The 15,271-nt window shown below is 36.1% G+C and carries 17 protein-coding genes; 15 read left to right on the top strand and 2 right to left on the bottom strand.

Translation table 11 applies throughout. The features are described 5' to 3' along the window. Positions 1-112 precede the first annotated feature (112 nt). The 13 genes from CEF19_RS02830 (at position 113) to CEF19_RS23930 (ending at position 11,077) form a co-directional block, all read left to right on the top strand. Entirely contained in the window at positions 113-1,120 is a 1,008-nt protein-coding gene (locus CEF19_RS02830; RefSeq protein ID WP_100404681.1) for a substrate-binding domain-containing protein, read from the top strand. A 10-nt stretch (positions 1,121-1,130) separates the two neighbouring features. Further along, a complete protein-coding gene (locus tag CEF19_RS02825) occupies positions 1,131-2,087 on the top strand; it encodes a sugar kinase (protein ID WP_198510230.1) in 957 nt (318 codons plus the stop codon). A 14-nt stretch (positions 2,088-2,101) separates the two neighbouring features. After that, on the top strand, positions 2,102-2,740 hold the full coding sequence (hxlA, locus tag CEF19_RS02820) for a 3-hexulose-6-phosphate synthase (protein ID WP_100404680.1): 639 nt from the start codon (positions 2,102-2,104) through the stop codon (positions 2,738-2,740). Continuing rightward, the gene (hxlB, locus tag CEF19_RS02815; protein ID WP_100404679.1) at positions 2,724-3,266 is read left to right on the top strand and encodes a 6-phospho-3-hexuloisomerase; all 543 of its coding nucleotides are present in this window, start codon (positions 2,724-2,726) and stop codon (positions 3,264-3,266) included. Before hxlA ends, hxlB begins: the two co-directional genes overlap by 17 nt. A gap of 74 nt (positions 3,267-3,340) precedes the next feature. Then, a complete protein-coding gene (gene dctP, locus CEF19_RS02810) occupies positions 3,341-4,372 on the top strand; it encodes a TRAP transporter substrate-binding protein (RefSeq protein ID WP_100404678.1) in 1,032 nt (343 codons plus the stop codon). 74 nt (positions 4,373-4,446) lie between these two features. Next, positions 4,447-4,923 carry a TRAP transporter small permease gene (locus CEF19_RS02805; protein ID WP_100404677.1) on the top strand — a complete coding sequence of 159 codons (477 nt, stop codon included), beginning with the start codon at positions 4,447-4,449 and terminating at the stop codon, positions 4,921-4,923. A gap of 2 nt (positions 4,924-4,925) precedes the next feature. Then, positions 4,926-6,212 (top strand): TRAP transporter large permease, encoded by a 1,287-nt coding sequence (locus tag CEF19_RS02800; RefSeq protein ID WP_100404676.1) that lies wholly within the window; start codon positions 4,926-4,928, stop codon positions 6,210-6,212. A 138-nt stretch (positions 6,213-6,350) separates the two neighbouring features. Beyond that, positions 6,351-6,632 (top strand): cupin domain-containing protein, encoded by a 282-nt coding sequence (locus CEF19_RS02795; protein ID WP_100404675.1) that lies wholly within the window; start codon positions 6,351-6,353, stop codon positions 6,630-6,632. Positions 6,633-6,737: 105 nt separating this feature from the next. Beyond that, the gene (gene rpiA, locus CEF19_RS02790) at positions 6,738-7,421 is read left to right on the top strand and encodes a ribose-5-phosphate isomerase RpiA (protein ID WP_100404674.1); all 684 of its coding nucleotides are present in this window, start codon (positions 6,738-6,740) and stop codon (positions 7,419-7,421) included. A gap of 259 nt (positions 7,422-7,680) precedes the next feature. Then, entirely contained in the window at positions 7,681-8,313 is a 633-nt protein-coding gene (locus CEF19_RS02785; protein WP_100404673.1) for a hypothetical protein, read from the top strand. 199 nt (positions 8,314-8,512) lie between these two features. After that, the gene (locus CEF19_RS02780) at positions 8,513-9,178 is read left to right on the top strand and encodes an HAD family hydrolase (RefSeq protein ID WP_100404672.1); all 666 of its coding nucleotides are present in this window, start codon (positions 8,513-8,515) and stop codon (positions 9,176-9,178) included. Positions 9,179-9,582: 404 nt separating this feature from the next. After that, complete coding sequence (locus tag CEF19_RS02775) at positions 9,583-10,587, top strand: LLM class flavin-dependent oxidoreductase (RefSeq protein WP_100404671.1); 1,005 nt, start codon at positions 9,583-9,585, stop codon at positions 10,585-10,587. 355 nt (positions 10,588-10,942) lie between these two features. After that, complete coding sequence (locus CEF19_RS23930) at positions 10,943-11,077, top strand: hypothetical protein (RefSeq protein WP_264755119.1); 135 nt, start codon at positions 10,943-10,945, stop codon at positions 11,075-11,077. On the opposite strand, the gene CEF19_RS02770 is transcribed toward CEF19_RS23930, so the two are convergent. Together CEF19_RS02770 and CEF19_RS02765 are read right to left on the bottom strand one after the other, a co-directional pair. Continuing rightward, complete coding sequence (locus tag CEF19_RS02770; protein WP_100404670.1) at positions 11,074-11,208, bottom strand: sporulation histidine kinase inhibitor Sda; 135 nt, start codon at positions 11,206-11,208, stop codon at positions 11,074-11,076. The genes CEF19_RS23930 and CEF19_RS02770 overlap by 4 nt on opposite strands. A 354-nt stretch (positions 11,209-11,562) precedes the next feature. Beyond that, positions 11,563-11,862, bottom strand: a complete 300-nt coding sequence (locus CEF19_RS02765; RefSeq protein WP_100404669.1) for a hypothetical protein — start codon at positions 11,860-11,862, stop codon at positions 11,563-11,565. Between the two features lie 622 nt (positions 11,863-12,484). On the opposite strand from CEF19_RS02765, the gene CEF19_RS02760 reads away from it, so the two are divergent. Together CEF19_RS02760 and CEF19_RS02755 are read left to right on the top strand one after the other, a co-directional pair. Beyond that, complete coding sequence (locus CEF19_RS02760; RefSeq protein WP_227521899.1) at positions 12,485-13,981, top strand: spore germination protein; 1,497 nt, start codon at positions 12,485-12,487, stop codon at positions 13,979-13,981. 17 nt (positions 13,982-13,998) lie between these two features. Further along, positions 13,999-15,162 carry a Ger(x)C family spore germination protein gene (locus tag CEF19_RS02755; protein WP_100404668.1) on the top strand — a complete coding sequence of 388 codons (1,164 nt, stop codon included), beginning with the start codon at positions 13,999-14,001 and terminating at the stop codon, positions 15,160-15,162. Positions 15,163-15,271: the final 109 nt, after the last annotated feature.

Raw genomic sequence — 15,271 nt, 5'->3', positions numbered from 1 at the left:
TTCTCTTGTAAAACGTTTTCATTTGTTTTATACTTTTGCTAAACCGATTTGCTAAACCGATTTACTAAACCGATTTACTAATCTTATAAGCAAAAGATTTGAGGAGAATGCAATGAAAAAGAACATCACAATTACCGATGTTGCAGAACATGCCAAGGTATCAAAAAGTACAGTCTCTCAGTATTTAAACAAGCGCTATGATTACATGGCCGATAAAACAAAGAAAAGAATTGAAGAAGCCATTCATGAATTAGGCTATCAACCAAATATTGTGGCGAGAAGTTTAAAACAAAAGTCTACATCAACAATAGGTGTCATTGTAGCAAATATATTGCATACGTTTTCAACACAAGTGATTCGAGCGATTGAAGATTATTGTCATGACTCAGATTTTCATATTATTGTCTGTAATGCTGATGATAATCCTGAAAAAGAGAAGAAATACATTAATATGTTACTTGCTAAGCAAGTCGATGGATTGATAATTTTTCCTACAGGAGGAAACACCGATCTGTATCAAAAAATGGTTAACAATGATTTTCCACTGGTATTTGTTGACCGGACAGTTCACGATATGAAAATTCCAGCTGTTTTATTAGATAACGAAAAGGCGACAAGTCTAGCAGTTGAGCATTTTGTTAAAAAGGGCTATTCCCAAATCGGAATTATTACAACATCAATTAGCAGACATGTGGCATCAAGGGTAGAGCGAATTAATGGGTTTAAGAAAGCGTTACTAGAAAATAGTCTCCCTGTTATTGATAACTACATCAAAAGTAGAGAAGTGGAAGATATACAAGATGCATTAGCAGATATGCTTAGCGAGGAGGTTCCACCTCAGGCAATATTAGTGGGTAATGACCTTGCTCTAATGGAAATTCTTGCTTATGTAAAACAACATTCTATTAACGTCCCTAAGGATTTAGCGATAATTAGTATTGATGAAGTCTCATTTGCAAGCCTTTACAATCCTACATTAACCGTTATCTCTCAACCAACATTTGAAATTGGGGAAAAGGCAGCATCTTTAATTCTCGAAAAATTACAGAAAAAAAAGATATCAGAAAGCCAATTCAATTACCGATTCGAACCAAAATTAATTATTCGAGAATCATGTTAGAAGGGAATGAATGAGAATGGATGTAATTACGATAGGGGATGCGATGGTTTCATTAAACCCCAAGACAAAAGGTCCACTAAGATTTGTATCAACATTTGAGCGGAAAGTGGGAGGAGCCGAATTAAATGTTGCGATAGGTTGCTCACGTTTAGGCTTAGAAACAAAGTGGATTAGTCGATTAGGAAATGATGAATTTGGTCGGTATATTCACAATTTTATTCGAGGCGAAGGCATTGATGTTTCAGAAGTGAAGCTAGAAAATGATTATCCGACTTCTGTGCATTTTAAAGAAGTATTGGAAGATGGCAGTGGTAGAACGTATTACTATCGTTCAAATTCACCAACGACAGCTTTAACGGTAGAGGATCTAAATGAATCTCAATTTTTAGATGCAAAGCTACTCCATATAACCGGTGTGTTTCCGGCTATTGATAAATACAAAAATGTAGAAGTGATAAAAAAAGCGATTACCCTAGCAAAAGAACAAGGAATGCTTGTTTCCTTTGATCCAAACATTCGTTTGAAATTATGGAGCAAGGAGGAAGCGAAACAGGCACTAAATGAATTCCTTCCATTTGTTGATATTTTATTAACGGGTTTAGATGAAGCAGAGATTATTTTTGGAACAAATAATCCAGAGCTTATTATCCAAAAGTGTAAGAATCTCGGTATCTCGTATGTTGCCATTAAGAAAGGTGAAAGCGGTTCAATGGGCTATCACAATGGTGAGTATATTGAGTCACCACCTGTAAAACCAAAGAAAGTGGTTGACACAGTTGGTGCTGGAGATGGCTTTGATGTCGGCTTTATATATGGAGTGTTGCAACAGTGGCCTTTAGCAAAGACATTACAATTTGCTAATACGATTGGTTCGATGGTTGTAAGTGTATCTGGTGATAATGAAGGGTTGCCTTACTTGAATGATATCCTCGTTCAATTAGGTGAAAAAGAATTGATTGAACGCTAAGAAGGAGTGGAGTTATGAAGATACAATTAGCTCTTGATCGTTTAAGTCGTGAGGAATGCTTACAGCTAATTAAGCAAACCGAAGAATCGATTGATTGGATTGAAGTTGGAACTGGGGTTATTAAAGAATATGGCATGTCGATTGTTAAGGAAATTAAGAACCTTTACCCTAAAAAAATTGTTGTAGCAGATATGAAAACATGTGATGCTGGAAAATTTGAAGCTGTTCAAGCTTTCGAGTCGGGAGCAGATATAACGACAGTGATGGCATTTTCAGCAGATAAAACAATTACGGATACGCTTGAGGTTGCAAAACAATATGGAAAACGAATCATGGTCGATCTTCTCGGAGTTACTGAACAAAATCGAATTTCTGAGTTAGAGAAGTTGGGTGTTGATTTAGTAAGCTTGCATTTCGGAAAAGATATGCAGCAAGAAGGCGAAATGCATATAGATTTATTTTTGCTGCTCGAGAAAAACTCAAGCTTTGAAGTAGCTGTTGCTGGTGGAATCAATCTTGATTCCTTACCAAATATTCTTGCGAGAAATCCAACAACAGTTATTGTCGGAAGCGCTATTACAAAAGCAGAAAATAGTATAGAAGTTGCTAAGAAAATGAAAGGAATGATGGAAGAATATGAAGTCAATCATTGAAACCGTTGCTAATGAAATGACAACCGTTCTAAAAAAAGTAAATGAAGAAGACGCATTACAAGTGAGTCAAATGCTTAAAGAGGCAAAGCGAATTTTTGTGACAGGTGAAGGTCGTTCTGGTCTAATGGGGAAAGCATTTGCTATGCGACTCATGCATGGCGGTTTTACCGTGTATGTTCTTGGTGAAACCGTTACTCCGAGTATCGAAGCGGATGACTTACTAGTCGTCATTTCGGGATCGGGATCAACGGGTGGTTTACAACAATTTGCGGGTAAGGCCAAAGAAGTCGGTACTAAACTCTTGTTGGTTACGACAAATAAAGAATCCCAAATTGCAAAGATTAGCGATGCAACACTAGTGATTCCGGCTGCGACTAAATACCGCAGACCCGAGGAACCAAACACGATACAGCCACTTGGGAACCAGTTTGACCAAGCTGTTCATTTAGTTCTGGATGCAATTATTATCGGAACTTTGGAAACTAGTTTTGAGGAAATGACAACACGTCATACCAATCTTGAATAAAAACATTCAAAGTGTTGGTGGACATATATTTATACATTTTTATAAAAAAACATAAAACATTAGGGGGAAGAATCATGAAAAAGTTTTTATCAACAACAGCGGTATTAGCACTTTCATTGATGTTAGTAGGATGTGGGGAGCAAGAAACTGGAAGCGGATCTGAAAAAGGTAGTGAGGCAGAAAGCTTGAAAATAATTGCAACCCATAATCAAACCTCACCAGAAAATCCTTATCAAACAGGACTTTTAAAATTTAAAGAAGTGGCAGAAAGTGATTCGGAGGGCGCAATTGAAGTGGAAGTACACGCGGGGACACTTGGAACTGAAGAGTCTGAATTAGTTGAAAAACTTAAATTAGGAGCCGCGGATGTTGTTCTGGTATCACCTGGTTTTATGACAGCGACAGGAGTTAAAGAAGTAGATTTACTTGCACTACCATATTTATTTGAAAGCTACGAACATTGGGAAAAAGTCGTGGATGGTGAAATAGGAGAAGAGTTGGCGCAACTTATTAACCAAAAATCAAATAATGACTTCAAGGTTCTTGGATATTGGACAGCGGGTGTAAGACATTATTATGGAAAAAAACCACTCGAGTCAATTGAAGACTTAAAAGGAATGACAATTAGGACGCAAACTTCTGGTGTAGTTGCTAATTACTGGATGCAGTTAGGTGCAATTCCTACTTCGGTTGCGTGGGGAGAATTGTACCAAGCCTTGCAACAAAATGTTGTAGATTCATCTGAAAATGCATATCCATATTTCGTTCAACAAAATCATCACAAAACACCGAATGGAAAATACACAACAGAAACAGGTCATGATTACACAACAAGACTATTATTAGTAAGTGGTAAGAAATTTGATTCGTTAACAGATGAGCAAAAAGAAATACTTTTGGCTGCAGCAGAAGCTTCAGTTAAAGCAGAACGTCAAGCCTTATATACACAAGAAGAAGAGTATAAGAAAATGGCACTTGAAGACGGGGCTGAGATTAATGAAATCGACCGCACACCATTTATTGATATCGCGAACCCTCTTAATGTAAAAGCAGCTGAAGACATTGGGGCAGAAGAATTATTAAAGAAAATAAATGATTTAAAGTAAGAGTAAGAATGGATAAAGGGAGTATGGACAATAATTATGTACTCCCTTTAACTTCTAGATAAGAAGGTGAAACTATGTTTATTAAAAAACTCGAAAAAGTCCAATTAACAGTAGGGGTAATCTTTTTAAGTATCTTTTTTCTAGCGGTTTTATTCCAAGTTATTAGTAGGTATTTTAGCATTTCAGTCATTTGGACAGAAGAAGTTGCGAAGTACTCTTTTATTTGGGCGGTGTTCATGGGGGCAGCAGTCATGGTAAATAGAAAAGACCACTTTAATTTTGATTACTTATCAAAAAAGTTAAAAGGTAAGGCTAAACTTACATTATCTATTATGACAGATACGATTTTAATGCTTTTCTGTGCGGCGTTATTTTATTATAGCTTAGCTGCCTTATCGAGTTTCTGGAATTATAATTGGGTTGCATTACCTATGCTGAAAATGGGTTATGTTTGGCTATCCCTACCAGTCATGGCAAGCACAATGGTGATTTATTTATGTGCACATATTGCAACTAACGTGAAAAAACTAGCAGTAGGGGAGGAAAATTAATCATGGGATTATTATTGATGGGGATCTTTTTGGTATTCATGTTTATTGGAATACCGATTGCATTTGTTATCGGTATCGTCGCATTAGTTGGAATTCTCAATGTACCCTATATTCCTGAAGTAACAATTCCAGTAAAAATGTTAAATGGTTTAAATTCATTCGTTTTACTAGCTGTCCCATTGTTCATACTCGCAGCCAATTTAATGAATCACGGACAAATTTCACAAAAATTGATTAATTTCTCTCTTTCTATTGTTGGACATATTCGTGGTGGTCTAGCTCATGCCAACATTTTAGTATCGATGATTTTTGCAGGGGTATCTGGGGCCTCTCAGGCAGATACAGCAGGTGTGGGAAAAATCCTAATTCCCAATATGAAAAAGCAAGGATATGATACCGAAACTGCAGTAAGTGTAACCGCCGCATCATCAACAATTGGAGTTATTATTCCGCCGAGTATCCCAATGATTATTTTTGCTGGTTTAACGAATGTATCGGTTGGGGCGTTGTTTCTAGCAGGGATTATTCCAGGGATACTAATTGGACTAGGAATGATGGTGTTAATTTACGTGTATTCAATTAAGCGTGGATATCCAAAATATGAGAGAACTTCGTTAAAGAAATTCTCAAAATTATTAATCGAAACATTACCCGCTCTCTTCACGCCAATCATTTTAATCGGTGGAATTATTTCAGGCTTTTTTACAGCAACGGAGGCTGCGGCCTTCGCTTCAGTGTATACGTTGTTTGTGAGTATGTTTTTCTATAAAACACTGAAGCTTAAAGATATACCAAAAATATTAGTTGATACCCTTACTTTGAGTTCGTTATCTTTGTTTGCTCTAGCGGCAGCAAGTGCATTAGGAGAGTTATTAAGTTACTACCAATTAGCTACATGGGCACAGGAATTCTTTACAAATAATATTGATAGCAAAATTATTTTTATTATCATCATTATTGCATTCTTCTTATTTGTGGGAACATTTATGGATGCTATACCAGCAATGATTTTGTTCATTCCAGTTATTTTACCAGTAGCGCTTCATTTTGAAATTAGTCCTGTTTTACTTGGACTTATCACAATAATGACATTAGCGATTGGGCTGATTACACCACCATATGGGCTATGTCTGTTACTGGCAGCAAAAATTGGTGACCTTTCTATTGAAAAGTCATTTAAATCAGTCATCCCATTTATTGGAGTTATTTTCTTTGTATTACTAGTCGTCGCGTTTTTCCCAAATGTTGCTTTTTATATCCCGAAATTAATTAGTCCAGGGTTATTTTAAAACTACTTCTACTACGTTGGTATCATGCGCTGTTCACATTGTCTAGAAAAGTACTTTTAGCTCACACAAAAGGAGTCTAGGGTGCAATAGAGAAAATTATAAGTTAAGTAAATAGGTATTGGAGAGGAAAGTGCGGAAATGGTAAAAAGAGATGTGTTAAACACACAAGGTTCGTTAATGATGGTAAAAGTAGAGTTAAAAAAGGATTTCTACGCTGACGTTGATCGACATATTGAAGAACAAATTAGTTATATTGAAAAAGGATCGGTTGAATTTGAAGTGGGTGGAGTTAAAAGAATTTTGAAAGAAGGGGATAGTCAATACATTCCTTCAAACATCGAACATCGTGTAAAAGTCATTGAAGACTGTACGATTCTTGATGTGTTTACACCGATTCGGAAAGATTTAATTGATAAGTAAAACCAAAATCTGGAAAAGCATATGAAAAGGGGAGGTGTAATAAGGTCCAAAACCGACCTTAAGACACATCCCCTTTTTCATCTAATTATGAAAGGTGTGAAATAAATGCTAAATGAAATAGAACAAAGTAAAAAATGTGCCGGAGAAAAGGCTGTTGAAATGATAGAGGACGGGATGACGGTAGGACTTGGTTCGGGTTCAACTATGTACTGGGTGATAAAACGAATAGGACAACGAGTAAAAGAAGGATTAAAAATAAAAGGTGTGCCGTCCTCGATTCGTACAGAAGGTTGGGCAAAGGAGTTTGGAGTTCCATTAACTGATTTTTCACAAGTAAAGCAATTGGATATTGCGATTGATGGAGCTGACGAAGTTGATCCGAATTTTAATTTAATTAAAGGTGGGGGAGGCTCTCTTGTTCGAGAGAAGATCGTTGCAGCGGCATCGAAAAAGTTGATTATTGTCGTAGATGAGAGTAAAAGAGTTGAAAAGTTAGGATCATTTGGAGTTCCAGTTGAAATTGTCCCATTTGGATGGGAAACCACTGCACGACGTCTTGCTAAATTAGGCTATAATCCAATTATAAGAAAAAAAGAAAAAGAACGATTTGTTTCGAATAATGGAAACTATATTGTAGATTGTCAAATAGGTTTGTTTGAAGATGCTGCTACCCTTCAAGAGGAATTAAAAAAAATTACGGGAGTTGTAGAAACCGGGTTGTTTATTAAAATGACTGATATGCTAGTAGTTGGGGGAAGTGAGAGAGTGGAGATTTTAACGAATAAATAAAGAAAGTAGTTATTTGTCGTAAATCAGAATAGAAAAGTTCACTAGGTTCGATTTAGAACCAATTTTTTAGATGAGAACCTTCAAAAATAATCTTGGATGGTAACGTTTGCAGGTGATGAACCACTCAACGATTTTTTTTGTTGTTTATAAGTAGCCAGAAAATTCTATGACAGGATTAGAAGAATTTTTTATCGTGAAATAAGTACATTTCCTAATATTATTTAAATTGTTGCAGATAATCTATTTAGGAGGTGTTTCTATGACAAATTTCAATCAAACTCAATTCAGTGGTTCACAAGCAGCATTCCAACAAGGTTTTTCTGGAACCGACGCTCAACAAGTAAGACAGCAAAATGCCCAGTCAGCACAACCACAATTTGGTGCAGGTAGCTTCCAACAAGCAGGACAGCAAGGGTTTAGAACGCAACAAAGCAACTTCGGACAATTTAGTGGCCCACAAGCACAAGCAGCGTTTCAATCTGGATTTTCTGGCACTGATGTGCAACAAGTAAGGCAGCAAAATGCCCAGTCAGCACAGCCTCAGTTTGGTGGTGGTAGCTTCCAACAAGGAGGACAGCAAGGATTTGGAGCGCAAGAAAGCAGCTTCGGACAGTATAATGGTTCACAATCACCATTTCAATCAGGATTTTCTAGCACAAATGTGCAACAAGTAAGACAGCAAAACCCACAATCAGCACAATTTCAGTTTGGTGGTAGTTTCCAACAAACAGGACAGCAAGGATTTGGAGCGCAACAAAGCAGCTTCGGACAGTATAATGGTCCACAATCACCATTTCAAGCCGGATTTTCTGACACGGATGTGCAACAAGTAAGACAGCAAAATGCACAATCAGCACGCCCTCATTTTGGTCAAAATGGTAACTTTCAATAAATGACCTTTAATGCTTTTTATCGGATTATTCCAGTCATTCAAACGGAATAAAGTTAACATACTCTTTGATTTGATTATAAAAAAGACACCGGGCTGATTCTCAACAGCCCGGTGTTTTATTGAGATAATTAACAACGGAAAACTTACTTTTTCTGAATATGGTAAAATTAGGACCAGCTATACAAGGAGGGAGTTATACATGAACAATTATAAAATTATTTTATTTGATTTAGACGGAACACTTTCTAACCCTAAGGTAGGTATCACTAAATCTGTACAATTTGCATTACAGAAAATGGGTATTGTTGAGTCTGATATTGATAAACTGGAATGTTTTATTGGCCCCCCATTGCAAATTTCATTTGCTGAATATTATAATTTTGATGAAGAAAATACACAAATAGCAATTGAATTTTATAGAGAGAGGTTTAAGGAAAAGGGCATGTTCGAAAATGAATTATATTCAAATATTCCAGCACTATTAACATTGTTAAAAGAACAACAATTCACATTAGTTGTAGCCACTTCAAAACCTACCGTATTTGCTGAGCAAATTCTAAAATATTTTAATATAGACCAGTATTTTGACCTTATTGTCGGCAGTCATCTTGACGGAACCAGGTCGTCCAAGGCTGAAATTATTCAATACATAATAGATAAGTATAAGGAACATGAGCTTGATGACTTTATAATGGTTGGGGATAGAAAACACGATATAATTGGTGCAAATAAAATTAGAATTGACTCTATTGGAGTAACATATGGATTTGGTTCACTAGAAGAACTCAGTGATTCTAACCCGACTCATATTGTCAAAAGTATTGACCAGTTACAAGATATATTGATGGAACGTCAAGTCAAATAAAGTGAATTTTCTTTTTGTACTAAAAACACAAAAGACTTCCAAATATTTGGAGAAATTTTAATATCTATTCTTTTTAAGATTATGATCAATGATTCTCTCTAATCCACTTGTATCTCTAGTTCTTTGACTGCTCACCATAGTTTCAAATATTAGATACAAATATTGAAACTATGTTAAATACCTTTTCTCGAACGACCCACTGTCGGATGTTAAGTTGATTAAAGGAATAGCGATGTTCATCTTTAGCAATAATGTAATAGGAATTAGAGGAATGCATTTTTAATGTGAAGAAGAGTAAACTAATTCAAGGCCCTTATTAATTTTTTATCCAAGCATTTAAGTTTGTTTCCGGTTTTCTAACTGTTACTATAGAATTGAAACTTCATTAGAAAGGACAAATTTAAATGCCTAAGATAAACATACCCGTCTCAGTCTTAAATCTGGCCCCAATTCGCGAAGGCCAGGGGGCTTTAGAAGCCATTGATGCTATGGTTGATTTGGCGCAAGCGACTGAGAAAATGGGATATATACGCTATTGGATTGCTGAGCATCATAATACACCAACATTAGTGAGTTCTGCTACGTCCATTTTAATTAAACATACCTTAGAACACACTGAACACATACGTGTTGGTTCTGGCGGAATTATGCTGCCTAATCATTCCCCATTAGTCGTAGCAGAACAATTTGGAACGATGGCAACCATCTACCCTAACCGGGTGGACTTAGGTCTTGGTCGGGCACCCGGTACAGATATGAAGACCGCAAGTGCCTTAAGACGCTCTCAAAATGATTCTTCCGTTTACACATTTCCTGATGACGTTAAAGCATTGCTTACTTATTTTGGTTCGAAAGAGTTACAAGGTTATGTAAAAGCTCATCCTGGTGTGGACACGAATATTCCGATTTATATTCTCGGTTCTTCGACGGATTCAGCTTATTTAGCAGCTAAATTAGGCTTACCATATGCTTTTGCTTCTCATTTTGCTCCAAGGTATATGGAAGAAGCAATTTCGATATATTATAACCAATTTAAGCCTTCAGAATATTTAGATGCTCCGTATATGATGGTATGTCTTAATGTCATTGCAGCTGAAAGTGATGAAGAGGCCGAATTTGAATCAACGACGATGCAACAATTTTTCTTGAATGTTGTTCGTGGGACTCAAACACCGTTAAGTCCTCCAGTTGAAAACATGGACCATATTTGGAGTCAGCCTGAGAAGGAAATGGCTAAATCAATGTCTAGTGTAATATTAAAGGGAAGTAAAGATTCTATACGCGATCAGTTGACTCGCTTTCAAGAGAAATATAAGGTCGATGAAATTATGGCTGTATCCTATATTTACGATCCTGTAAAGCAAAAACGCTCCTATCAACTACTAAAAGAAGTGGTTGATGGCAAATAAAGAAGGAATGGAAAAGCAAATCCTGTTTCGATAGGGTTTGCTTTTTAAGTGGAAGGATACCTAGACCAAATTGATTATTCCTTTTTGTATTTGGTATATTTTATCGCAATAAGCAGGGTGTGCAACAAATTGATAATTATAAACTGGTTCAAAGTTTAAAAACAGACAGATACATATTTGGTGATTTTCATCCACTTTCTTTACAGAGGAACAGTAGCGAGCAAATATAGTTAGGAATAGTAGTTACGTAATCTTAACAAATTTACGTTATATTAATAAGAAAACGCTTGCAAGTTACTCAAGGTGGAGTAAAATAGTAATGGTAAGGATATATAAAAGGAGTTGTTTGGCTCGTATGTCTAAAGAATTAAATCAATATTTTTCAGAAAAGCTAGAAAGGATGTTAAGTAAAGAAGAAAATGAATTTATTGAATGGATAATCGAACGAGATGTGGAAATTCAAGAGGAAAAGTTAAAAAGGTCGTGCTAACAGTCTTCACTAAGAACTAAACCTCGTTTTAAAAGTTCTTCTTTTAAAAGAAAGATAAATGTTTCATCTAAATTTAATTTAGTTGCTTGGTAATAACTCTCAATAAGAACCTCATCTGATAATGATTTCATTTTAATTGATACCTTCCTACTAAGAATTGTTTTATTGGATAAAAATTAAACTCTATACATATAATTGTTTTACGAATGAATGTTCTTATTATATACGAATATGCGTTCGTGAATCAAGTGGAAAATGAATTTATATAGTTCTATTTGTTTTTTTCTATATTTTTCTGTCAGCCTGATTATTATCGGGTTAACTTACGAAAAATTCAAAACTGGAAAACCAAAGGCCATTGAAAAAGGTACAATTTCCACCTTTTTTAATGGCCTTTAAGTAATGAGTGGAACGTTGTTTCGTCTGCTATGAGTGGGTTTTTCGTAGCTGGGCAGGCGCGCAACGTGTGGAGCGCCTGCTTCGTCCTAAAGTCTGTTAAAAGGAACTTCTTCTGTTTCATTATAGGATTCAATCGCTTGGTTAAGCCCATTATATGCTTCTCCAAATGATGCAGAAGATGATATATCTCCAGCATTCTCTAACTGATCTTTAGCATTTTTAGCTTGTGTTAATGAGCGGATGACATCTTCAATCATTGTACCTCTATCGCCATACTGCTCCTTTGCTACTTGAAGCTGTTGTATACTAGAATCTAAATCATGGTCCTCTGGATTATTATATGTTTTTTCAAGCGTTTCTTTTACTTGCTGTAAAATTTCCTTCATAATTTTCCTCTTTTCCTTGCTAATTTGTCACTAAGATAGTTTTACCATTTATTCACCTCTTATTCACAGGAGATGAAAGGTGAAGAGAGGGGGAAGAAAGTTACATGGTGGTCTTGACCTTAGAAGGAGATTGGCTGATTTGCAATTTAAATTAACAGACCTTGAAAAATCCCCTTTAAGTTAGTGTATTGTACAAGCTAAGTCTGCTTGTATCGTTTCACTCTCTTAAAGGGGATTTTTTATGTAAATCTCTCTCTCCTATTTTCTCTCTTTTTATAATTTATTTAAGAAATTAACCAAATAGTACGATGAACGTGAGGGTAATTAACGAGAAGATTCCAGGGTTTTTAAGTTTCTTATTTGTCATGTCTTTTCCCTCCTAACTTTCTTTGATGTCGTTATAATAACACGAGCAAAGTAAGCTTGTAGTGAGTGTAAGGTTTTTTTACACGAAAAATGCATTTAAGATATATGTTTAACTATTGAGAAAATATTAGTGTGTATCACCCGGAACATATTGGAAAAGCCTTAGAAATTGATGGAACTCTTTTTAATTCACTTTAGAATAATCATCAAGATTAGGGGGAAATTAGTAGAAAGTCGATGTATACGGGGTATGAAAATGAAACCAACACCAAATGATACATTATCGCGGGCAATAGGCTTAAACATTGCACGTTTTAGGGAAATATTTAGTGATTGCTCAGATATCATTTTTCGGCAATTTCAAGTTAATGACAGAACTGCTTATTTAATTTACGTAGAAGGTTTAGTTAAAACGGATGATATCCAAAATCAGGTATTACATGAATTAGTAAAACTAGAACGAAGTCAAAGTGTAACCTTGGAAGAATTAGAACAGAAAGTTATTTCTATTGCAAATATTTTGGAGAGTCATTCTTTCGAAGATACAGCTAATCAAATTCTTAACGGGAATGCAGTTCTTATTTTGGATGAGAGTGACAGAGCGTTACTATTTCCAATAGCTGGATTTGAAACAAGAGCGATTTCAGAGCCAGAATCGGAATCTGCCATTCGGGGACCACGTGAAGGTTTTATTGAGAATATTCGAACCAATACATCGATGATAAGAAGAAAAATCAAGAATTCAAAATTAAAAATTGTCTCTAAAAAAATTGGAGAACAAACAAAAACCAGTGTAGCAGTTGTTTATATCGATGGTATAGCAAATGAGGAGGTTTTAAAAGAATTACATCAGCGGTTAGATCGAATAAAAATTGATGCTGTTCTTGAAACAGGCTATATTGAAGAGCTGGTAGAAGATAATCCATGGAGCTTATTTCCCCAAATCCACACAACTGAACGTCCTGATTCGGTGGCAGCTAATTTACTTGAAGGGAGAATTGCTGTGCTCGTAGATGGAACCCCCTTTGCTTTAGTACTTCCAGCTACTTTTTGGCAACAATTTCAGGCAAGTGAAGACTACTATGATCGATTTTATATTGCCATTTTCCTTCGGCTTATTCGATGCCTCTTTCTAGGAATTGCATTACTTTTGCCAGCTTTATACGTTGCAGTTACCACGTATCATCAAGAGATGATACCGACTAATCTATTACTTAGTGTCGCTGCAAGTCGAGAGGCTATTCCATTTCCAGCAATAGTCGAGGCGTTAATTATGGAAGTTTCATTTGAGGCATTAAGAGAAGCTGGGGTTCGTTTACCAAAAACAATTGGACAAGCGGTAAGTATTTTAGGTGCGCTTGTTATAGGAACCGCAGCTGTTGAAGCAGGGATTGTTTCTGCACCAATGGTTATTATTGTCTCATTAACAGGTATTGCGTCGTTTACGATACCGAAGTTTAGTCTTGCAATTTCAATACGTTTATTGAGATTTCCTTTAATGATACTAGGGGCTACATTTGGAATGTTTGGTCTTGTAATCGGTGTGGTTTTCACCTTAACCCATCTCTGTAAATTGAGATCCTTTGGGGTACCATACTTTGAACCACTTGCACCTCTAAAGTTATCTGGACTAAAAGATGTCTTTATTCGAGTACCAATATGGATGAGCAATTCGAGGCCAAGTGAATTTGTAAAAAATAACGATAGAAGGCAACCTAACAACCTTAGACCCTCCCCTGGTCAAGATGATTAAATTTTTTGGAGGAATTTATGAGAAACGTGATTAGGCTAGTCATCTGTATCATGATATCACTCCCATTATTTGGCTGTTGGGATCGGAGGGAAATTAATGACATTGCAATCGTTACAGGAACCAGCTTTGATATGATCGATGATAAAAATTATAAAGTAGCCACACAAATTCCCCTACCTGGAGAAATTGGGTCAGGAAGTCAGAGTGGTGGCGGTGGGACATCAGGAGGAGCGTTGTTCTATTTAGACGCTGGGGTTGGAAGAAATGTTCGGGAAGCAAATGCGAATTTACAAAAACGAATGTCTAGAAAATTATTGTTTGGACACAGGCGTATTACTGTTTTTGGTGAAACGTTAGCAAGAGATGGCTTAAGAAAAACGCTTGATGTTCTAACAAGAACAAGAGAAGCAAGGCTAACCACACAAATTTTCGTAGCTGAGGGAGAGGGCATAACGGTGTTAGCTGCCATGCCCCAGTTAGAGAATCTCTCTTCCGAGGCAGTGAGAGAAATTGGAGTGAATACATTTTATCTAACTTTAAAAGACTTTCTGTTACATTTTCAACAAAAAGGAAATGACCCTTTGCTTCCCGTTCTAAGTCTAGTTGAGAATGTAAGTCCGAATCCGGAACTTGTAGCTGAACAAATTGCAATCAATAAAATCGCTGTATTTAAACAGGATAAGTTAGAATTTATCACTAACCCAAAACAAACCTCAGCTGTAAGGTGGATGCTAGAAAAAATGAAAGGAGAGCCCTTCACAATTGAATGGAAAGAAGGAGAAAACATTGTTGTTCGAATTAAAGAACAAACGACAAACATTAGTTACGCCATTAAAAACAATAAACCGGAGTTCGAAATTGCTATAGAGGTAGTAGGAAACCTTATTGAAAATGAAACAGAACTAAATTTTGAAGAAACCGGTATTTTAGAGCAGGTGAACAAAAGGATTGAAGAAAAAGTAGAAAAAGAAATCAGATCTCTACTAGATGAAACCTTATCAAAGGAAATTGATTCTTTTGGTTTTGGTTGGTTGTTACGTCGACGTGAAAGAAATAAATGGGATGATGAATGGAAAGATGGGTGGAGGGAGACTTTACCTGATTTAAAATATGAAGTCAGGGTGAGTACCACAGTTGATTTAACAGGCTTAGTGACTCAAGGGATTGGCATAGGGGAGTGATGTAAGTTGTTACAGATTGCTTTTGTTTGGACGGTGTTAGTAGCAACCTACTTTGCAAGCAATAAACTTTTTAAAAAGAATAAAAAGGTAAGGAATCTCTACTTGCTTT

The sequence above is a fragment of the Bacillus solitudinis genome (assembly GCF_002797395.1).
GTDB lineage: Bacteria > Bacillota > Bacilli > Bacillales > Bacillaceae_D > Halalkalibacter_A > Halalkalibacter_A solitudinis.
The sequence above is the reverse complement of the archived record's forward strand: the minus strand, read 5'-3'. Positions and strand labels throughout refer to the sequence as shown.

Bases quoted from the DNA above. Each gene is read 5' to 3' on its own strand.
- dctP (WP_100404678.1), top strand. From the start codon at position 3,341: ATGAAAAAGTTTTTATCAACAACAGCGGTATTAGCACTTTCATTGATG.
- CEF19_RS02780 (WP_100404672.1), top strand. From the start codon at position 8,513: ATGAACAATTATAAAATTATTTTATTTGATTTAGACGGAACACTTTCT.
- CEF19_RS02805 (WP_100404677.1), top strand. From the start codon at position 4,447: ATGTTTATTAAAAAACTCGAAAAAGTCCAATTAACAGTAGGGGTAATC.
- CEF19_RS02825 (WP_198510230.1), top strand. From the start codon at position 1,131: ATGAGAATGGATGTAATTACGATAGGGGATGCGATGGTTTCATTAAAC.
- CEF19_RS02830 (WP_100404681.1), top strand. From the start codon at position 113: ATGAAAAAGAACATCACAATTACCGATGTTGCAGAACATGCCAAGGTA.
- CEF19_RS02765 (WP_100404669.1), bottom strand. From the start codon at position 11,862: ATGAAGGAAATTTTACAGCAAGTAAAAGAAACGCTTGAAAAAACATAT.
- CEF19_RS02755 (WP_100404668.1), top strand. From the start codon at position 13,999: ATGAGAAACGTGATTAGGCTAGTCATCTGTATCATGATATCACTCCCA.
- rpiA (WP_100404674.1), top strand. From the start codon at position 6,738: ATGCTAAATGAAATAGAACAAAGTAAAAAATGTGCCGGAGAAAAGGCT.
- CEF19_RS23930 (WP_264755119.1), top strand. From the start codon at position 10,943: ATGTCTAAAGAATTAAATCAATATTTTTCAGAAAAGCTAGAAAGGATG.
- CEF19_RS02775 (WP_100404671.1), top strand. From the start codon at position 9,583: ATGCCTAAGATAAACATACCCGTCTCAGTCTTAAATCTGGCCCCAATT.
- CEF19_RS02800 (WP_100404676.1), top strand. From the start codon at position 4,926: ATGGGATTATTATTGATGGGGATCTTTTTGGTATTCATGTTTATTGGA.
- CEF19_RS02795 (WP_100404675.1), top strand. From the start codon at position 6,351: ATGGTAAAAAGAGATGTGTTAAACACACAAGGTTCGTTAATGATGGTA.
- CEF19_RS02785 (WP_100404673.1), top strand. From the start codon at position 7,681: ATGACAAATTTCAATCAAACTCAATTCAGTGGTTCACAAGCAGCATTC.
- CEF19_RS02770 (WP_100404670.1), bottom strand. From the start codon at position 11,208: ATGAAATCATTATCAGATGAGGTTCTTATTGAGAGTTATTACCAAGCA.
- hxlA (WP_100404680.1), top strand. From the start codon at position 2,102: ATGAAGATACAATTAGCTCTTGATCGTTTAAGTCGTGAGGAATGCTTA.
- CEF19_RS02760 (WP_227521899.1), top strand. From the start codon at position 12,485: ATGAAACCAACACCAAATGATACATTATCGCGGGCAATAGGCTTAAAC.
- hxlB (WP_100404679.1), top strand. From the start codon at position 2,724: ATGAAGTCAATCATTGAAACCGTTGCTAATGAAATGACAACCGTTCTA.